This window comes from Prolixibacteraceae bacterium (assembly GCA_019720755.1).
GTDB lineage: Bacteria > Bacteroidota > Bacteroidia > Bacteroidales > Prolixibacteraceae > Halosquirtibacter > Halosquirtibacter laminarini.
On record CP081303.1, the window covers coordinates 3,385,413 to 3,406,775 of the forward strand.

16 protein-coding genes are annotated in these 21,363 nt (G+C 35.4%); 14 read left to right on the forward strand and 2 right to left on the reverse strand.

The genetic code is table 11. The features are described from left to right. Window positions 1–3: 3 nt before the first annotated feature. From K4L44_13350 to K4L44_13375, 6 genes are all read left to right on the forward strand, one after another. The gene (locus K4L44_13350) at window positions 4–1,755 is read left to right on the forward strand and encodes a hypothetical protein (protein QZE13553.1); all 1,752 of its coding nucleotides are present in this window, start codon (window positions 4–6) and stop codon (window positions 1,753–1,755) included. Window positions 1,756–1,823: 68 nt separating this feature from the next. Continuing rightward, on the forward strand, window positions 1,824–4,292 hold the full coding sequence (gene priA / locus K4L44_13355; protein ID QZE13554.1) for a primosomal protein N': 2,469 nt from the start codon (window positions 1,824–1,826) through the stop codon (window positions 4,290–4,292). Window positions 4,293–4,376: 84 nt separating this feature from the next. After that, window positions 4,377–5,156 (forward strand): AAA family ATPase, encoded by a 780-nt coding sequence (locus tag K4L44_13360; GenBank protein QZE13555.1) that lies wholly within the window; start codon window positions 4,377–4,379, stop codon window positions 5,154–5,156. A gap of 27 nt (window positions 5,157–5,183) precedes the next feature. Then, window positions 5,184–6,071, forward strand: coding sequence for a ParB/RepB/Spo0J family partition protein (locus K4L44_13365; protein QZE13556.1), 888 nt, complete (start codon window positions 5,184–5,186; stop codon window positions 6,069–6,071). A gap of 14 nt (window positions 6,072–6,085) precedes the next feature. Further along, window positions 6,086–6,793 carry a hypothetical protein gene (locus K4L44_13370; protein ID QZE13557.1) on the forward strand — a complete coding sequence of 236 codons (708 nt, stop codon included), beginning with the start codon at window positions 6,086–6,088 and terminating at the stop codon, window positions 6,791–6,793. Between the two features lie 20 nt (window positions 6,794–6,813). Then, window positions 6,814–8,472, forward strand: a complete 1,659-nt coding sequence (locus tag K4L44_13375) for a transglycosylase SLT domain-containing protein (protein QZE13558.1) — start codon at window positions 6,814–6,816, stop codon at window positions 8,470–8,472. Window positions 8,473–8,613: 141 nt separating this feature from the next. Here K4L44_13375 and K4L44_13380 read toward each other — a convergent pair whose 3' ends face one another. Continuing rightward, window positions 8,614–9,885 carry an arginine deiminase gene (locus tag K4L44_13380; protein QZE13559.1) on the reverse strand — a complete coding sequence of 424 codons (1,272 nt, stop codon included), beginning with the start codon at window positions 9,883–9,885 and terminating at the stop codon, window positions 8,614–8,616. Window positions 9,886–10,133: 248 nt separating this feature from the next. On the opposite strand from K4L44_13380, the gene K4L44_13385 reads away from it, so the two are divergent. The 8 genes from K4L44_13385 to K4L44_13420 all read left to right on the forward strand — a co-directional run bounded on the left by K4L44_13385 (window position 10,134) and on the right by K4L44_13420 (window position 19,367). Beyond that, entirely contained in the window at window positions 10,134–10,604 is a 471-nt protein-coding gene (locus K4L44_13385; GenBank protein ID QZE13560.1) for a DUF4294 domain-containing protein, read from the forward strand. 142 nt (window positions 10,605–10,746) lie between these two features. After that, window positions 10,747–11,385 carry a protein-L-isoaspartate(D-aspartate) O-methyltransferase gene (locus K4L44_13390; GenBank protein ID QZE13561.1) on the forward strand — a complete coding sequence of 213 codons (639 nt, stop codon included), beginning with the start codon at window positions 10,747–10,749 and terminating at the stop codon, window positions 11,383–11,385. A gap of 11 nt (window positions 11,386–11,396) precedes the next feature. After that, window positions 11,397–12,035 carry an MBL fold metallo-hydrolase gene (locus tag K4L44_13395; GenBank protein ID QZE13562.1) on the forward strand — a complete coding sequence of 213 codons (639 nt, stop codon included), beginning with the start codon at window positions 11,397–11,399 and terminating at the stop codon, window positions 12,033–12,035. 509 nt (window positions 12,036–12,544) lie between these two features. Beyond that, window positions 12,545–15,400, forward strand: a complete 2,856-nt coding sequence (gene gcvP, locus K4L44_13400) for an aminomethyl-transferring glycine dehydrogenase (protein QZE13563.1) — start codon at window positions 12,545–12,547, stop codon at window positions 15,398–15,400. A 149-nt stretch (window positions 15,401–15,549) separates the two neighbouring features. After that, window positions 15,550–16,293 (forward strand): hypothetical protein, encoded by a 744-nt coding sequence (locus K4L44_13405; GenBank protein QZE13564.1) that lies wholly within the window; start codon window positions 15,550–15,552, stop codon window positions 16,291–16,293. A gap of 128 nt (window positions 16,294–16,421) precedes the next feature. After that, a complete protein-coding gene (locus K4L44_13410) occupies window positions 16,422–17,015 on the forward strand; it encodes a DUF4294 domain-containing protein (GenBank protein QZE13565.1) in 594 nt (197 codons plus the stop codon). Window positions 17,016–17,041: 26 nt separating this feature from the next. After that, window positions 17,042–17,779: a FadR family transcriptional regulator gene (locus K4L44_13415; protein ID QZE13566.1), complete on the forward strand. Its 738-nt coding sequence runs from the start codon at window positions 17,042–17,044 to the stop codon at window positions 17,777–17,779. A 43-nt stretch (window positions 17,780–17,822) separates the two neighbouring features. Beyond that, entirely contained in the window at window positions 17,823–19,367 is a 1,545-nt protein-coding gene (locus tag K4L44_13420) for a family 10 glycosylhydrolase (protein ID QZE13567.1), read from the forward strand. A 53-nt stretch (window positions 19,368–19,420) separates the two neighbouring features. Here K4L44_13420 and K4L44_13425 read toward each other — a convergent pair whose 3' ends face one another. Further along, a complete protein-coding gene (locus tag K4L44_13425; GenBank protein ID QZE13568.1) occupies window positions 19,421–21,055 on the reverse strand; it encodes a Zn-dependent hydrolase in 1,635 nt (544 codons plus the stop codon). Window positions 21,056–21,363 lie beyond the last annotated feature (308 nt).

Sequence of the window (21,363 nt, forward strand, 5' to 3'; positions counted from 1 at the left end):
ATCATGAAACAATTCAACTTTAGATCTTTGGGGGCTATAGCTCTTGCAACTATGTTGCTTACAGGGTGTGCTAGCCTAAAGAAGATGAAAAAGAATGCGGATAAGATTACTTACGACGTTACCCCAGAAATTCTTGAATCTCACGGTGGAAATGTTGATGTAGCTATCCAAGGACGTATCCCTGAAAGCTATTTTGTCAAAGGTGCTACGGTTAAAGCAACTCCAGTCTTTGTTTACGAAGGTGGAGAACAGGCTTTTAAACCTTATTCTCTTCAAGGAGAGAAAGTAGATGGTAATGCAAAAGTAATACCTTATTCAAAAGGTGGAAGCTTTTCTTATAAAGGAGCGGTTCCTTTTGTTGAAGGAATGAGAAAAGGGGATCTTGAAGTTCGTATCGTAGCTTCTAAAGGTTCTAAATCAGTAACTTTTGACCCTATTAAAGTGGCTGAAGGAACTATCGCTACTTCTACACTATTGGAGAACTCACCTGCTTCTATCGTAGGTATCCAAAAAGAAAAAAATACTACTGGTGTTTATGATCCAGCTATTGATCAGTTCCAAAGAGTTGTGCCTGATTCATATCGTGCAGATCTTATGTATTTGATTAATAGTGCATATGTTCGTGGACATGAGTTGAAAAAAGAGGACGTTAAAGAGTTGACTAACTATATTAAGGCTGCTTACGGCGACGAGAAAAAAGAGTTGAAAGATGTTGAGATTTCGGCTTATGCTTCTCCTGATGGTGCTTTAGACCTTAACGAGAACTTGGCTAAGAATCGTGAGAAATCAGCTTCTAAATATGTTAATCGTCAGCTTAAGCGTAACAAAATTGATACTGATGTAACTGGTCGTTTTACTCCAGAAGATTGGGAAGGTTTCAAAGAGCTTGTAGAAGCTTCTAACATCCCAGACAAGCAGTTGATTTTGCGTGTTCTTGCTATGTATAATGATCCTGAGGTTCGTGATCGTGAGATTAAAAACATTTCTGAGGCTTTCACTGTATTGGCTGACAAAGTTCTTCCTAAACTACGTCGTGCTAAAATTACAGCTTCTGTAGATGTAATCGGAAAGAGTGACGAAGAGATTGCTGCTCTAGCTTCTTCTGATGCTTCTAAATTGAACCAAGCAGAACTTCTTTACGCTGCTACTTTAACTTCTGATAAAAACCAACAGATGGCTATCTATAATGCTTTTATCAAGAATTATAGTAATGACTGGAGAGGTTTTAACAACTTAGGTATGGTTCAAATGCAAAATGGTGATGTTGATGCTGCAAGCAAAAACTTCAACAAAGCGGACCAACTAGATCCTAAAAATCCTGTAGTGATGAATAACTTGGGAGCTGTAGCACTTTCTAACGGAGATGTTGCTAAAGCAGAGAAGTTGTTCGGTGCTGCTAATGGTGCTGGTGGTCAAGTGGATTATAACCTAGGAGTTGTTGCTGTGAAGAAAGGTGACTATGATGCTGCTGTAAAATATTTCGGTAAATGTACTTGTGTAAATGCTGCATTGGCTCAAATGTTGGCTGGTGATAACAACGGTGCACTACGTACTTTGAACAGCAACAAATCTGATGATGCTTTGGTTGATTATTTGAAAGCAGTTATCGGAGCACGTACAGCTAAAACAACTTTGTTGTATGCTAGCCTTCGTGATGCGGTAGCAAAAGATGCTAAATATAAGTCTCTAGCTCAAACTGATCTTGAGTTTGCAAAGTATTTTGACGATGCTAAATTCAAAGATATCGTGAAATAATCTTATTGCACGAAGAAAAATATTATATCTTAGGGTAGCGAAAGCTACCCTTTTTTTATTCCTGTATCATGAGTGATTCTACTTTTTTTGTTGATGTTATTGTGCCTTTGCCCTTGAATGCTACGTTTACTTATCATTATGATGGGGGTCGTAATATTGTTCCAGGGATGCGAGTTGTGGTCCCTTTCCGTAATAAGCCGATGGTTGCAATTGTTCGCAATATACACCATGATTGCCCAACTGATTATAAGACGAAATCTATCTATGATATTTTAGATCTAGTTCCTAGTATACAAGATTCTCAATTGAATTTTTGGTCTTGGATTGCAAACTATTACCAGTGTTGTATTGGGGAAGTAATGAAAGCTGCAGTTCCTACCTCTCTACGATTAGATGGGGATGCTCTTATCTCAGTGTCTGAAGAGGTAGAGGTGGAAACACAAAATGAGTGGAGTGACAAGTATAGAGAGATCTACTATTATGCCTTAGGAGACAAAGCATTGAAACTGTCGAAGTTGATTAAAGAATTTGGAAAGAAAAATGTCTATTCTATAGTCTCAGACTTGGTTCAGCAAGGAGTCTTCTCTTTCGATAGCTTATTAACTAGAAATAAGCAGGTAGTAAAAATGGTAAGGTTGGCTAAAGAGTATCAACACGAAAGAACTCTGGAGATCATTATGCGAGGCTTTAGACGTTCTACAATCCAACTTGACATTCTTTCTCTTTTTTATGATAATATTTCCAGAAGTGGAGATTCATCCATTTCATTTAGTTTGTCAGAAATAAAGGCGAAATACTCTTATAGTGCGATTCAAGCTCTGATTAAAAAAGGTGTCGTCGAGAAATATGACCAATCTATTGTATTGGATGAAAATATCTCATCAACTACGAACAACTTACCGATTCTCTCTTTGGATCAAGAAAGAGTTTACAAAGAGATTTTGAGCTCTTTTTTTACCAAACAAGTTGCGTTGCTTCATGGAGTGACTGCGAGTGGAAAGACAGAAGTCTACATTCGTTTGATTGCAGATTGTTTGAAGCAGAGAAAGCAGGTGTTATACCTATTGCCTGAGATCGGATTAACGACTCAGATTGTTCGTAGATTAAAAAGTGTCTTTGGTAACAAAGTTGGACTTTATCATAGTCGTATCTCCGATAGGCAGCGAATGGAGCTGTGGAATGAGATGCTTCAGTATGATCCAAAAGTAGAGGATGGACCTTGTCAAGTAATATTAGGAGCGAGGTCTTCTATTTTTCTCCCATTCAAACACTTAGGATTGATTATTGTGGATGAAGAGCATGAAACCTCTTTTAAACAGTTTGACCCTTCCCCTAGATACAATGCTAGAGACGCTGCGATTGTACTTGCTCATATTCATCAGTGTAAGACCTTATTAGGATCCGCAACACCATCAATTGAATCGTATCATAATGCCCTTATAGGAAAATATGCTTTGTCTACTCTAGATAAGCGATTTAATGATGTTGCCTTGCCCGATATTGTTCTTGCAGATATTTCAGAGTCCAAGAGAACTAAGTCGATGCAAGGGAGTTTGACTCCGGAACTTTATCATGAAATGAAGGAGGCTCTTTCTAATAATAAACAGATTATCCTTTTTCAGAATAGAAGAGGATATGGGCTTTGGGTTCAATGTCGAGATTGTCAGTGGACTCCTAAATGTCTTCATTGCGATGTGAGTTTGACTCATCACAAAGGAGATAATGCTCTAGTATGTCATTATTGTGGATATAAAATGTATATGCCTAAGATTTGCCCCACTTGTAGTGGTTCTCAGATTCATGATATAGGTTTTGGAACAGAAAAAATAGAGTCAGAAATAGCTGCGCTTTTCCCTCAAACAAAATTATTGCGCTTAGATTTAGATACCACAAAGAAGAAACTTGCTTTTGATAAGATTGTTCGTGAATTTGAAAATCATGAAGCGGATATATTGATTGGAACCCAGATGGTAACCAAAGGATTGGATTTCTCTAATGTTGCTGTGGTGGGTATAATGAATGCGGATGCCCTACTTAATTTCCCTGATTTTCGTGCTTATGAGAGAAGTTTTCAACTCATGTTACAAGTAAGTGGTAGAGCTGGAAGAGCAAAAGGAGGTGGGAAAGTAGTAGTTCAAACAAGTGATGTGAAGAATCCGCTTTTTATGGATGTAATTCATTCTGATTATGTCGGTTTGTATCGAAATCAAATTAGGGATAGAGAACAATTTTGCTATCCACCCTTTTATAGAATGGTATCGTTGTTCGTAAAACATAAATTCCAAAATTATGTAGATCAATTTGCTGATCAATTGGCGCAGATCCTACGCCAGCAATTTGGGAATAGAGTTCTAGGTCCTGAGTATCCTCTATTAAGTCGTATACAGAATCAATATCAGAAACAGATTATTTTGAAGTTTGGGCCATCTGATTCTGTCTCTACTTCTAAAAAGAGGATTCAGCAGATTATACAGTTCTTAAATCAAAATTCAGAAATCAAGGGGGTAACTGTTGTAATAGATGTAGACCCAATGTAGGTTATTTTGCAAAAAATATCTTACTTTTGCTTTGGAGTGAATAGGGCCTGTTATAGTCTCTAATTTTGAATATTATAAATAACTATGGGAAAAATCATTGCTTTAGCAAATCAGAAAGGTGGAGTGGGAAAAACTACTACCGCTATCAATTTGGCAGCGAGTTTGTCGGTATTGGAAAAAAAGGTCTTGGTATTAGATGCCGATCCCCAAGCGAATGCCACAACTGGTTTAGGCTTTGATTTAAGTGAAGTTTCTGCTACTATATATGAATGTATTATCGATGGGATGGACCCCCGAACGATTGTACAGAAGACAGAAATGCCAGGCCTTTATTTGATTCCTTCTCATATTGATCTAGTGGGTGCAGAAGTGGAGATGTTACCTCTTCCCAATAGAGAAAAGTTGTTGAAAAAAGTGTTACTTGATATTCGAGATGATTATGATTATGTCATAATCGACTGTTCGCCCTCATTAGGATTGATTACGGTGAATGCACTTACTGCTGCTGATTCTGTTGTTATTCCGGTTCAAAGTGAATATTTTGCGCTTGAAGGTCTAGGAAAATTGTTGAATACTGTAAAAATTATTCAGAATAGATTAAATCCGACACTTGAAATTGAAGGGTTTCTGTTAACGATGTTTGACTCTCGTCTAAATCTTGCGAATGAGATTTATAAAGAGATAAAGACCCATTTCAAGAATATGGTGTTCAAAACAGTAATTTCTAGAAATATCAAACTGAGTGAAGCTCCAAGTTATGGTAAAACAGTGATTGAATATGATGCAAAATCTACAGGTGCTAAACAATATTTAGAACTTGCTAGAGAGATAATTGTTAATAATAGTAGCTTCGCTACAATCTAAGATATACTCGTTAGGAATAAGTTTAATATGGCAAAGAGAAATGCTTTAGGTAGAGGTTTAGGTGCATTAATAGATGATGCAAATATGGTAAACGATCCATCCTCATCTATCATCCATGTGGAGATAGATAAAATAGATGCAAATCCTTTTCAACCTCGTACCGAATTTGATGATGATACACTCCTTGAATTGGCGACCTCTATACAAGAGCTTGGCCTCATTCAGCCTATTACTTTAAGAAGAGTTGCAGGAGGACGTTTTCAAATTATTGCTGGAGAGCGTCGTTTTCGTGCTTCTCAAGTTGCAGGGTTAGAGTCTGTCCCTTGTTGGATTCGTGAAATACATGATGACCAGATGCTCGAAATGGCTTTGGTTGAGAATATACAGAGAGAGAACCTGACTGCGATTGAGGTTGCATTGAGTTATCAACGATTGATCGACGAATGTCGCTATACACAAGAGGTATTAAGTGATAAAGTTGGAAAGAAGAGGGCTACGATATCCAATTATTTAAGACTGCTTAAATTGCCAGCGGTTATCCAAAAAGCACTTCAACAACGTCAAATGTCTATGGGACATGCGCGTGCGATTATTAATATCGAGGATGAAGACTTCCAAATTGAGTTATTCCACCAGATTGTAACAGAAGGACTCTCCGTAAGAAAGGTGGAAGAGATCGTAAGAAATTACAACCATGGAGAGATGATCACTTCCAGCGATGAGAAAAAAAGTAAGGAAACACGTAATCCATTCCCTCAAGAGTTTGCATCTTTAGAAGATCATTTAAGAAGTTTTTTTGATACGTCAGTAAATTTTAGAATGAATAATAAAGGAAAGGGAAAGATTGTAATTCCTTTTGATGATCCAAAAGAACTTGAAAGAATTATCTCAATTCTTGATCAAACTAAAAATTAATATAATAGGTGTCGATGGAGAAAAGTAATTATTGTAGACGTTTGTTTCTTACCTTTTTTACCTTTTTGTTTTTATTGGTCTCTGTTCAAGGACAACAAAAAGTAACTGCAAAGGGTGATACTGCTTTGGTAGAAAAGAAGGTCTCGTTTAAGATGGATACAGTCAAAATATCAGATTCTACTTCGTTACCGTTAGACACAATGGAGTTGGAGCCTGTTTATCGTCTAATCCCTCGATCGCCTAAGAAAGCGTCCATCATGTCTGCCTTGGTTCCTGGATTGGGACAGATTTATAATCATAAATACTGGAAATTACCGTTGATTTATGGAGGATTTGCTGCCATGACTTATGGTTTTATGTGGAATAATAATCAGTATAAAGATTATAAAGAAGGTTACATGTTGTTGTCAAAAGGCTATGGAAATTTAAGTTCTGAAGAACAAGCTTTTTTAGCTCAGCTTATTAGAAATCCAAATTACAATCTTCAAGATCCACAAAACCAACAAGATCTTCAAAGATCATTAGAGTCAGGAATGTCTTATTATAAAAGAAATAGAGACTTAAATGTGGTTGGTATGGCTGCTCTTTATCTTTTAAATATCATCGATGCAAGTATTGATGCACACTTCTCTACTTTTGATATCAGTGATAATTTGTCTATGGATGTCCAACCTTATGCAACTCCTGATCAAATGGGAGTTGGAGTACAGTTAAAATTTTAATCTCAATCAAAAAGATCATAATGAAGTTATATTATAGCCTGCTTTTTATTGCTCTTGGGATCGTCAACGGATCGTATGGTGCTACATTACAGGAAACCAAATCAATTGATAAAGATAGTTTACAAAGAGTACAGATTAAGACGGTAAGTATGCTAGAGGTTGGTGGTCGTTACCAATGGATGTATACTGATATTGATGAGGACCTTTCTGATATCTTTACTGATAGACTTGACTCGTTGGTATTAAAATGGCGATGCCAAACTTTGACTCCTAGTGATACTGTTTCTGTCACGGAAGGATTAGATCATATAATTGATGAGAAAGAAGTTTTAAATGGAATGCTGTCTGATAGTATCTATGTCTCCCAGTTTGAGGGGATTCACTCTTTTATGGATCTATCATACAATAATACAGTTAAGAATTTCATTAATCTGTATGCTGTGCGACGAAAGAAGCAGATTGCAAATTTGTTGCAGCTTTCTGATTACTATTTCCCTATGTTTGAAGAGGTCCTTGATAGATACGACTTGCCTTTAGAGCTTAAATATCTTCCAATTATTGAATCTTCTTTAAACCCTCGCGCTTTCTCTAGAGCTGGAGCTTCAGGCCTATGGCAGTTTATGTATGGGACAGGAAAGCAATATAAGTTGCGTATCAATAGTTATGTGGACGAAAGACGCGATCCATATAAATCTACCGAAGCTGCAGCAAAGTTTCTGAAAGATCTTTACAGAATATATGGAGATTGGCAATTGGTTATCGCTGCATATAATTGTGGTCCAGGAAATGTGAATAAGGCAATACGTCGTTGTGGTGGTGCGAGAAACTATTGGGATATTTATTATCACCTTCCTCGTGAAACACGCGGTTATGTTCCCTCTTTTATTGCAGCAACCTATGTGATGAATTATGCGGATGAGTATGGTATTACCCCTTCTAAAAGATCTTTGCCTCTATCGACCGATACATTAATGGTGGGAAGCTATTTGCATTTAGAACAAGTATCTAAAGAGATGAGTATCTCCATTGATCTGCTAAGAGAACTTAATCCTCAATATAGAAAAGATATTATTCCAGCAACGGAAACCAATAGATATACCTTGCGTTTGCCTGCTGATAAGATTGCTGATTTTATCGATGATGAAGCACATGTATATGCATATGAAAGAGAAAAATATTTCCCTAACAATAGGTTGAAATCTCCAAAATCGTTGGGCTCTTATAGCTATGCTCATGTAAATATTAAGGGGAAGAAGAAAGTCTATTACAAGGTGAAATCTGGTGATAATGTTGGATTCATCGCAGAATGGTTTCACGTTAGAAGTAGTGATTTAAGGTACTGGAACAACATTCGTCGTAACATGATTCGTGTTGGACAGAAACTTGTCGTTTATGTTCCAGCATCTAAGTATAGTTATTACAAAGGTTTTAACAATATGTCTTTTGTTAAGAAACAAGAAGCGATTGGGGCAAGAGGTTATAAAAAAACTATTGCTTCTGCGTCTAGTTCTAGTAATGGCAAATTTCAGTACTATACGGTTCGCAAGAATGATACACTATGGAAAATAGCAAAGAAGTATGAAGGAGTTTCTGAGAATTCATTAAAACGTCTTAATGGGATTTCAAATGCTCGTTCTCTTTCTATTGGTAAGAAGATTAAGATTCGTAAAATATCATAATTATAGAATCTTCTAAATGGTTATTAGAAGATCCTATCGGTGAATTATTTATGATGTAGCCTTTTGCTTGATGTTGCACCATATGACGATAAAGAAAAAAGGGAAAACATATCGTTTTCCCTTTTTTTCTTTAAAGTATTATTACCAATTAAAAGATTCTCGTTGAATAGGCATACTCATGCATCGAGCACCACCACCACCACGAGCAAGTTCGGATCCTTCGATAGTGACAACGACTTTTTTATAGTCATTCACCTCTTTTTTACCTGCAATAAAGTCTAAGGCTGTGATTACCTCAAAACCATGTTTGTTCATCTCCTCAATGGTGTGTACATTTCTAGCATATCCTATCACTTTACCAGGTGCGAATGAGAAGAAGTTGGCACCACTATGCCACTGCTCTCGCTCCATGGTCCATCTATCTGCTGTTCCTCCACATTGTACAGGATCAAGTTCAATACCACGTTTGGCTAATGCTTTTAATAGATTCTCTTCAGTCTCAATCTTTTTGACTTTACCATTATCAATCTCGATGTGTATTGTCTGATATTTATTTCTACCTAATATAAGAGGTTCGTAAACCATACATTTGTCTTCTGCAAGGAATGTGAAAACCATATCAAGGTGTATAAATGATTCTGGAGTATGAGGTAACTCTTGTACAATGATATGTTTCGGTGCGTCTTTTCGTTGTTTTAACGTCTCGATGATAAAATCTATTCCTTGTGTAGTTGTTCTACTTCCACATCCAATAACAAGAAGATCTTCTGCTCCAATTTGTACATCTCCTCCTTCAATAGACACTCTTGGATCAAGAGGGAATTTACGTTTCTCCGTTAATGGGTTAATTGTTTTAGCTTGTATTGTTGGATGATATTGGAATATCGTATCCATAATAAAACTCTCTCGTTCTCTTACTTTACTTGCCATTTTACCAATAAGCACATTATCCCACATGCTCATAGATGCATCTCTTGTAAATAAGAAATTATGCAATGGGCGAAGAGCAAAGCGGTCTTCTGTAAGGTATTTGGTTAAATTGTCTCTTTGGATAGGTACCCCTTGTAGAAGTTGTACTGCAAGCTCTTCGCTAGGAATGCTTTTTAGATCTTCGATGATCTCAAAACATTTTTCTTCACAACATATCTTCTCTAATAGAACTTCTTTTGCTTCATGACTTTTTAAGGTCTCTGAGAGAAGGTCTTTCACCTCAAATACGTTTGTAATCTTTTGTAGAGCTCCTTTAAATTGAGCATACTCTTTTTGAGCAATTGAGAGGTTTAGAATATCACTATAGAGTGCTTTTTCTGCGTTCTCAGGAGTCATGTTCTCTACCTCTATCCCAGGAGTATGAACAATCACTCCATTTAATTTCCCAATTTCAGAAGTTACATTGAGTTGAAATTTTTTCATTGATTATACGATTATCTGTTTGAATACTGTCTATTTACAAATATAATTTATTATAACTATTTTAGGTATGATTATTATTTCTTCCTTACTTTGGAATAATCATGGTACTAATTACAATAATTTACAGAATCATTATGAATGCTTATCGTTCTCTCATAGTTTTCTACTTTTTGTTGTGTGTACTACCTGTTTTTGCTTCGCATCGTGGGTATTCATGTTCTCATGAATTAATAATAAAACAGGACTCTTTGACGAATGAACCTTTACTCTTACCTGAGGTGAAGGTTATACCTAATCAAAATAAGAGATATTGGAGAAGATATTATCGATTGGTGAAGAAGGTGAAAAAGGTATATCCTATGGCTAAAAATGCACGAAAAATCGTTTTAGAATATGAGTCACAGTATGACTCATTTCATAGGAAAAGGGATAGAAAGAAATTTGCTAAAGGTTTGGAGAAACAGTTGTTGAAAGAATATGAGCCTTTAATCCGTAAAATGAAAATGAGTGAAGGTCGGATCTTAATACGTCTCATTGATAGAGAGGTTCAATTAACCTCTTACCAAATTATTAAGGAGTTCAGAGGAGGTTTTTCCGCTTTTTTTTGGCAATCTGTAGCACGTATTTTCAGGCAAGATCTCAAAAGTAGATATGACCCTTATGGTGAAGATTTTCTTCTTGAACAAATTGTTTTAGCTATCGACAGAGGTGAGATCTAATATAGATCACAGAATGAATAATTTGTGATATTATTTTACAATTGAGTTTTTATTTTTTTATCGTAATATCTAAGAACAAGTGAATTAAAATTATTATTTTCGATTGCTTAATACTAATATATTCTCTTCAGTAGATTTCGAGATGATGGATACCATACAACAACAAGGATTGCGAAGAAGATTGGTGCAACAATTGGCAAAAAAAGGGTCTTTTGACCCTATTGTTTTAGATGCAATGATTCGTGTGCCTCGTCACTTATTTATTGAGCAATCATTTCTTCGTTATGCATATAAAGATATGGCTTTCCCTATTGGAGCCAATCAGACCATTTCTCAACCTTTCACTGTTGCCGCTCAAACCTCTTTACTCGATATCGCTCCCAAGATGAAGGTTTTGGAAATAGGAACTGGATCAGGTTATCAGTCTGCTATCCTATGCGAGCTAGGAGCTGAGGTTTATAGCGTGGAAAGACATCTCTCTCTTCATGAAAATGCAAAACAACGATTAACGGAACTAGGATATAAGTTACGTTTGTACTATTCTGATGGAAATATTGGAATACCAACTATTGCACCATTTGATCGTATCATTGTTACAGCAGCTGCTCCTGAAGTGCCTAATTTACTTTTAAATCAACTATCAGATGGAGGGGTGATGGTTGTTCCAGTCGGAGCTGGAGCCAAACAAGAGATGCTTAAAATTAGGCGAATAGGTAGTGAATTTAAGATAGATAACTATGGAACTTTTGCTTTTGTTCCTATGTTAAGAGGAAGAGAATAAAAAATAATGTTATGATGAATATTGCGTGTTTAACTTTTAATCCTGTTCAGGTTAATACCTATGTAATTTGGGACGAAACTTTGGAGTGTGTCATTATAGATCCAGGATGCTCTAACTCTTCAGAAGAACAACAATTAGTTGATTTTATTGAAAATAAAGGCCTATCACCAGTTCGTCTTTTAAATACTCATGGACATTTTGATCATATTTGGGGAAATAACTTTGTTTCTAAAAAGTGGAATTTAGATATAGAGGCTCATGCATTTTCTCAAGAGATTATGGATAAAGGTCCATCTCAAGGTGCGATGTTTGGGATAGATGTTCCTGAAGCAGCACCAATTAGTAAAGAGATTCAAGAAGGAGATAAAATTCATTTTGGAAATAGTACTTTAGATACTTTACATGTTCCGGGACACGAACCAGGAAGTATTGTTTTTTATAGTGCATCAGATCATTTTATGGTTTGCGGTGATGTGTTATTCAATGGGAGCATTGGTCGTACGGATCTATACAAAGGAGATTATGAACAATTGATTCGTGGAATCAAGACCAAAGTGATTATTCTCCCTGATGAAACAATTATCTATTCTGGACATGGTGTTTCAACAAGTATCGAAAATGAAAAAAGGAATAACCCATTCCTTCAATAGTTTGGATGAAATTTAATGGTTCAAAGAGGTTCTTCATGAGCCTCTTTTTTTGTTCCTGCTGTATTGAAAAAAAGAATACCTCTCTTTAGTACACTCTCTCTTAAAGGAACCTAGCTGCATTGTATTATTTCTTTTACGCTGTATAAAACTTTCGTGTGATATATTTTAATTCCTTTTGATTAGAGTTCTATATATTTTCAGAACGTAATCATGTGATGAGCGTGATCTCTGAGGTATTAAATCTCATCTTTTTAGAACTCTTCTTCTGTGGAGTATGCTATTTTTATGTTATACAATATGAAAGTTACACTTCTGTCTATTTTGTGATTAATTTTATATCAAATGTCATTTTAAAATGATTATTATCACTCTTTTTTCTTTAAATCAGTAGTAACATTAGCTAGTGATTTAATGAATCGCTAAATTGTATCAATGTTATTCATGGTAGACTATCTGTATACTATTATTTTGTAAATACATGATGGTTTGCTATTAAAATATACTTCGTTATGCCATACGAAAAATTTGTAGATAGACACATTGGTCCTAGAGACCACGAATTAAAACTAATGCTCAATGAATTAGGGGTAAATACAATGGATGAGCTAATAGCTCAGACTGTACCTAGTGATATACGTATTGGTGAGATGAAGCTTACTCCTGCTATGACAGAGAGGGCATATTTCAAACATATCAAGGAGCTCGCTGCTAAAAATAAGGTGTTCAATACCTATATTGGAATGGGGTATTATGATACGATTACTCCTTCGGTAATTCTTCGTAATGTCTTAGAAAATCCAGCGTGGTATACTTCTTACACTCCATATCAAGCTGAAATATCGCAAGGTCGATTAGAGGCACTATTGAATTTCCAAACCATGGTTGCTGAACTTACAGGTATGGAGCTTGCTAATGCATCGTTATTAGATGAAGGAACAGCTGCAGCTGAGGCCATGATTATGCTTAATAATGCTAAAGGCAGAAAAAAGAAACAAGCTGTTAAGTTTTTTGTCGATGAACAGGTTTGGCCTCAGACATTAGATGTTCTGATCACACGTTCGGAGCCACTAGGTATTGAATTGGTGGTTGGCGACTTCTGTGAGGTTACTTTAGATGACACTTATTTTGGAGTCTTGGTTCAATATCCAAACTCTGATGGGGTTGTATTGGATTATAAAGAATTTACAGATAAGTGTCATGATGTGGGGGTTCGTGTAGCTGTTGCCTCTGACCTTATGGCCTTGACTTTGTTGGAAGCACCTGGTGATTGGGGGGCTGATGTCGTTTTGGGATCTTCTCAGCGTTTTGGTATTCCTATGGGGTATGGTGGTCCTGCAGCAGCTTTCTTTGCAACAAAAGAAGAGTTTAAACGTAATATGCCTGGTCGTATCATTGGTATCACAAAAGATGCTCAAGGAAATCAGGCACTTCGTATGGCTTTGCAAACAAGAGAACAACATATTAAAAGAGAGAGAGCTACATCTAATATTTGTACTGCTCAAGCACTTTTGGCTACGATGGCGGGAATGTATGCAACCTATCATGGTCCTGAAGGGATTAAATTGATTGCAAATAGAATACATACTATTGCTTCGTTTTTGTCTAATAGTTTGATTGAGATGGGTTATTGTCAAGCCAATAAGACCTATTTTGATACTTTACGAATTGTTCTTCCTGCTCATGTTAAGCGTGAAGATATAGAGTGGTTCTCAGTGGATCTTGAGATGAATTTCCGATATTTTGATAATGGAGATGTTGGTATCTCAATTGATGAGACAACAAACCTAGAGGATATTAATTGGATTCTTGAGGTGTTTGCAAAAGCAGCAAATTTTCAAAAACCAGAAGTGAAAGATTTTCCAGAGATTAAAGCTTATACTGGACAATTTAAGCGTACGACTGAGTTCATGAAACAGGAGGTGTTTAATCGCTATCGTAGCGAGACTGAAATGGCTCGTTATATTAAAAGAATGGAGCGTAAAGATATCTCTTTGCTCAATTCGATGATTTCTCTTGGATCTTGCACAATGAAGTTGAATGCAGCAACCGAAATGTTGCCTTTGAGTTGGATCGAGTTTAATGGATTACATCCATTTATCCCTAAAAATCAAGCATTAGGTTATCATGAAATGATTGAGGAGCTTAGACGTGATTTGAGTGAGATCACTGGTTTTGCAGATATGTCTATGCAACCTAATTCAGGAGCAGCAGGCGAGTACGCAGGATTAATGGTGATTAGAGAGTATCATATCCGTCGTGGTGATAAACACCGTAATATTGTTTTGATCCCATCTTCAGCCCATGGAACGAATCCTGCTAGCGGAGTAATGGCTGGAATGAAAGTGGTGGTTACACCATGTGATGAAAATGGAAATGTGGATGTGGAAGCTTTGAGGGAGAAAGCAATCGAACATAAAGATGATTTGGCTGCTTGTATGATTACTTATCCTTCTACTCATGGTGTGTTTGAAGTCGAGATTCGTGAAATCTGTAATATAATTCATCAAAACGGAGGTCAGGTTTATATGGATGGTGCCAATATGAATGCACAGGTAGGGTTGACCAATCCAGGTTTTATTGGTGCAGATGTATGTCATTTAAATCTACATAAAACATTTGCAATCCCTCATGGTGGTGGGGGCCCAGGTGTTGGTCCTATTGGAGTCGCAAAACACCTTGTTGAGTGTCTTCCATCTCATCCTGTTATTAATAATGGACATGTTGGAATTCATGCTGTTTCTTCTGCTCCTTGGGGTAGTGCTTTGGTTCAAACGATTACCTATGGTTACATTAAGATGTTGGGTGCTGATGGTCTTAAAAAGGCTACGGAAGTCGCGATCCTTAATGCAAACTATATTGCACACCATACTAAAGATACTTATGGGGTTCTTTATAAAGGAGCCCAGGGACGTGTTGGTCATGAGCTTATTCTAGAATGTCGTGGTGTAAAAGCAACTTCTGGTATAACTGAGTCTGATATCGCAAAAAGATTAATGGATTATGGATTCCATGCTCCTACTTTGTCATTCCCTGTTCATGGAACTTTAATGATCGAGCCAACAGAAAGTGAATCGAAGTATGAGTTAGATCGATTTATTAAAACTTTAAATACTATCTATGCTGAGATAAAAGAGGTAGAGAATGGTGAAGTAGATAAAGAGGATAATGTTTTGAAAAATGCTCCTCATACTGATCTTGTGATTAGTGCAGATGAATGGAATCATAGTTATCCACGATCTAAAGCAGCATTCCCTCTCCCTTGGTTGAAAGAGAGTAAGTTCTGGGTGCCTGTTGGCCGAGTAGATGATGCTTATGGTGATAGAAATCTAGTTTGTACATGTGATCCAATAGAATCATATATGTAGAATAAGAAAATTAAAATTGTGAACCACTTTCTTGTTTAGAGAGTGGTTTTTTTGTTTTTTAACGTATTATAAAAATATTACAATATTATTGGCATATCTTTTGCATTTGCATGTTTATATTTGAAAACTAGATAAATAATTCAACTCTTATGAAACTTTTAAATCACCTAAGTGTAATTTGTTTGGCTCTTTTTGTCACTTCATGTATTAGTGACGACTTTAAGCCTAAGTCTATTGCCGAGACTTCTATGACGATGTCTTTGCAGTGTGATATGGAAAAAAATAATAGTTTAGTTCAAATTCAGTTCTTTAATGATAATAACTATACTACAGAACTAGTTGGTGGGAATAAAATTACTTTTGAGAATGAGGTTCTTCCTTATGATGCATATGGCAGTAGATATGCTCTTTATAAGCAAGATAAAACTATTTTTCAAGGTGTTTTCTCTATTGAAGGGGATAATGGACAGACCTATAAAAATATTGCATCTATAAATATGTGTGATGTTTGGATGTCAGTGATGGAAATATCTGCTGGAGATCCACTTACAATTACATGGGATGTGGAGTTAGTGGCAGATGAGTCTATGTCTGTGTATATTTATAAGGATGATTTAACAGATGATGGAAATACTTCAGGACAGTCTAATATTAACAACCAAGAGCTGGTTAAAAGTTATACTGTTGATGATGATGGTGCTACATCATTGACTATTAAGGGGGGAGATACCCAAATATTTGATGAAGGGAGTCGTTATAAAGTAGTATGCGTTCGTACTCTATTAACGAATAAGATTGATCAAGCTCCACCTCTAGGAGGACAAATGCTTACAAAATTGTTTTTGCCTCATATGAACCTTCTCGTAAAAAAAGCTGAAAATAATGAGAACTAAATATTGTACTCGGTATAAATAGAAGAAGGGAAGATTATTATCTTCCCTTCTTTATTTTAGTCTTCTATAATTCTTTATAACTTGGGCTCAAATAGGAGCTTAATTCCTATTATTGATTTATTTATGTAATGAACAAACGTATTATTTTCTTTTTTATCGTTTTGCCTTTTTTAGTTTTTGTTGCAAATACATCTGTTATTGCTCAAGAAAAAAAGGATAATTCGATAGAGATCTCTTATACAGATTCCATAATGCATGTGGATTTGTCCGAGATAACGATCATTCCTCCTTACCGGTTTAAAAATGGAAGACAGAAAAAACGTTACGAGAAATTAGAAAATCGGTTAAGACGAGTGTATCCTGTCTCTTTGATTGTTTTAAAGGAGTATGAAAAGGTTAATAAAGAGTACGATGAAGTGTATCATTCTAAAAAGAAAAGAAAAGAGTACATAAAGTGGTACCAGAAACATGTTTATGAAACTTATATAGATACGGTGAAGGCTTTAAGTTATTCTGAGAATAAACTTCTACTTAAATTAATAAGCTATCAGACTGGAAAATCTCCTTATGCTTTGATAAAAGATTTTCGAGGTACTGCAAATGCTTGGTTGTGGAGAGGTATGGCCTTTATGGCAGGTGCAAACCTGAATACTTCGATTGATGAAGAGGACGATAAGATGTTACTACACATTATTAAACGAATAGAGGCAGATCAATTTTAAAAAGTCTTTTTATTTCTTTGCTTGTGATGAATAATATTTTCAATAATATAGATGGAGATACGACTCTTGTCAACCGTGTGACTAAGACAATTGAGTCTGCAATTCTAGAAAAAAAGATACAAGAAGGTACACGTTTGCCATCTGAAAGAGAGTTGAGTGAATTGCTATCTGTAAGTAGAACTACCGTAAGGGAGGCTTTACGTACGCTTGCTGCAAAGGGGTTAGTACAGATTCGTAAGGGTAGTGGTGTATATGTTTCTCATTATGCTTTGAATAATGCACTTGACTCTGTAAACCATTTTTACAACTCTACTTTTAATGAAAAATTGTTGCCTCATTTAGTGGATTTTAGGCTAAATTTTGAGCCTAAAGTTGCTAGAATGGCCGCTAAATTTAGGAATGGTTACAATCTCGAATGTTTACGCCGTAATATAGAAAAGTCACGTTTATTTACTGAGTATACAGACCATCAAACAGCTGCGTTAGATGTTGAGTTTCATCAGCTTGTTGCTCAAGCAACCCATAACCGATTTGTTCTAGTCAGTATGGAGCCTGTATTTAATCTACTCCCTAAACTTTGTGATTCTATTTATCATGAGAGTGGTTATGCTGGTAAAGAAAAGATATGTGGAATGCATGAGATCATATATAAAGCCATTCATGATCGTAATGAGTCTTTAGCAGAAGACGCAATGCACGAACATATTTCTGCTTTTATTAGTCACTATTATGCCTATATTGAAGTGAGTGATATGCCGAAATAATAATTTATATTTGTAATCATAATTCTAAAATAGATTAAAATATATGCTGTTAAATAAGAGTAGATCCTTGTTGGTTTTAACACTGATAATCTTCTCTGGTGTATTGTTTGCCCAGAAAAATATTTCGTTAAAGAAACACGAATTTAGAGGTGCTTGGATCGCAACGGTTGCCAATATTGATTGGCCATTACAAAGAGGAGGAGATGTAGCAAAACAGAAACATGATCTTTCTGTCTTGTTAGATACTTTAAAGTCATACAATTTAAATGCTGTTATTTTTCAGATAAGACCAACTTCCGATGCCCTATACCATTCTAGTTATGAGCCGTGGTCAAAATATCTGACAGGTAGTCAAGGGAAAATGCCTGCACAGTATTTTGATCCGCTTGCTTTTGTAATTCGAGAGTGTCATTTGAGAGGAATGGAATTACATGCTTGGTTTAACCCTTATCGTATTAAACAAAGTCAAGATGATGTGTTGAGTGATTCTAATATTGCAAAGATTCACCCTGACTGGACCTTTCAATATGGTAAAAAAAGTTATTTTGATCCAGGAATTCCTCAAGTTAGAGATTGGGTTGCCAATGTTGTATCAGATGTGGTGCGTCGATATGATGTGGATGCGATTCATTTTGATGACTATTTTTATCCATACCCAATTGCTGGAGAGCAACTTCCCGATTCATTAACCTTTAGAAAATATACCAATCAATTCTCTGAATCACAGCTTAAGGATTGGAGACGAAATAATGTCAACCTAATCATAAAACAGTTAAGTGATAGTATACACTCTATTAAGCCTTGGGTGAAGTTTGGAATAAGCCCTTTTGGTGTTTGGCGTGAAAGAAGAAGTGATTTAAGAGGTTCTGATACCACTGGTGGCATGACAAACTATGATCATTTGTATGCCGATGTGTTACTATGGCAAGAGATGAAATGGATTGACTATATGTTGCCACAAATTTATTGGTATCGAGGTCAACCAAGAGTGGATTACGAGACTCTTGCTCATTGGTGGGGTGAAAATAATAAAGGACGCCATTGTTATGTTGGAAATGCTCTTTATAAAATGAAACCTAATGCGAGTAGTAATGCATGGCAAAGTTGTAATGAACCTATTGAGCAGATTAAGATTGATAGAGAAGTAGAAGGAGTATCAGGTTTCTCATTTTATTCTGCGAAGTTCTTTAAAACGAATATGATGGGACTAAAAGATTCTCTTCGAAATACATATCTGTCGACTCCTGCTTTAACTCCAAATATGTCGTGGATCGACTCCTTGCCTCCTTCATTTCCAACAAATGTTGCTATTAAAAGGGTGAAAGGGGGAAGACAAATTTATTGGGACCCTATCCTGGGAGGAGAGTTTAATAAAGCCCAGTTCTATGTCGTTTATGGTTTTAACAACTATAATGAATTTGCAAATCTTTCTTCCAAAGATATACTTCAAATATCTTCGAAGACGACTTTTGAAATTCCACGTAAGTTTTTGAGATTATTTCGAAGAAAAAAATACTATGTTATTACATCTGTCGACAGACTTAGTAATGAAAGTATTTTTAGTGAAATCTTTGAAGTGAAACAGTAGCTCGTTTTATTCATAAAAGTAGAGGTAGTCTCTATGAGACTACCTCTACTTTTTTATAGACTTAACTCATCTAGTCCTTGCTTGTATTGAATATCCTTCGGTATATTAACCTTTTCTAGTTTTTTTAAATCTGCTTGTAGATCTGCTGGGATAATGGCATAGTTGTCAATAAAATCTTTTGCTCTATCATAGTCCCCATCTCCTTGTATTGTTAGATATAGCTTTGACAAATCAACTATTGCTTTTTGCATCTTTTTAAAGTTAACATGATATCTTCCAGTGATCATATTCTTTTCAAATGCTCCTTTTTGACAGAAGTAATTGTATTTTATAATATTTGCTCTCCCTCCAGTATTACTTGTACCAAAACGAAGTGCTCTAAAGATACTAGTCATAATGGTTACATAATTCTCTTTTATATCATTTTGGATTATCTCTATGTTTTGTTTGTTTACTTGATCTATAAGATAAAGTCCGACTATATCTGCTTTACCCATTTCAATCACGGAGTATTGTTCTTTTAAGCAATCAATTACCTTGTTTTTATTGTGTACAGTCCTTTTCATTCCCATACTATGTCCGATTTCTAAAAACATTGTGTTTTCGAAAAACGCATCGAATGTAACGTATTTTTGTTGATTGTTATCGATTAATACTCTTGTTATCGGAAGCATCACTTTATTAAACTTTGCTTTTATAATATTTTTAAGTTGAATATTTCTACATCCTTTCTTTTTCTGAATATTAATGTCATTTGGTAGGTTTATTGCAATAGTTTTGTCTGGACCATTGGCATCACCTTTTGCATATAACAGATCAAATACATCTAATTGTGAGTTACTGGATGGTATCTCACTCTTATATTCAGGTGCGACTGGAAGAGATGCCTGTAGTTCTGGCAGCATATGGATGATTTTGTCTAGTTTATTAGACCATTTTTTATCTCTTTTCATTAACATTGCCTGGTATGAATATTTCATTCCATATAGTCTATCTTCATATCTTTCAATGGCACCAACGATAAAATCAATATCATTATTTTTTAGATCCATCCAAGTCAGATCACTATTATAGTATTTATCATTTGTTAAAGCCTTGGCACGTTCTAAAAGATATTTTTTAAATGTTGGATCTTTGGCATATTGTGCTGCTTCATTAATTAGTTTGGATGCTTTGGTTAACTCTATATTATATGCAATGTGATATGGCACTACATTTAATATTTGATTCGAATCTCTTCTAATAATAGTATAGTGACTTGATTTGTTTGAAATATTTAATTCATCAAATTCTGATTTGGTCATGTCTTTAGGATAGAATTCAGCTCCAAGGGACTTCTCTCCTATACCAACAATAAACGATTTGTCCTCGTTTAACTTATTCCATGGACCATAATTAATAGCTATCATCTTGTTTAAGTCTTCATCTTTTACATGATCAAATAAGACCTGTTTACTTCCCCATGATTGTCTCCAATATAGATCATCCATTATATCTGAAACTTTAATGAGTGCCTTGATCATCTTCTTGTCTGATTTATTGTAGCCAGAAAGATCCGTATTTAAATCGATGTTGGTATATTGGGCAACAAGAGACTTGGGGGTTTCGTTGCATCTGTATTCGATTTTTTTTTGAGAACATGCAAAAAAAAGAGGGATACAATACAGAAGGGTTTTTAAAAAATTCATATTTATTTTGATGTTTGTTGTTATTCTATCTGCTTTTTCAATTATATAAATGACTCATTCTGATTTTACTTATTTTATATAAAGTTAATTAAAATGATTTGTTTTTAATTGCTATTTGTCACCATTTGTTGAAATATTTTTACGATATGTTAAAATTAGTTTTGTATTTTAAATGAAACAAGTAGATTCTGAAATGGTGATATATATTTTATCTCTTCGTGCTTCTTTGATGTATTTATAAAAAAGTTAGTTTTTTATTTGGAATTATGGATTAAAAAGATGTTTCTTTGCATCGCTTTTAACAACAA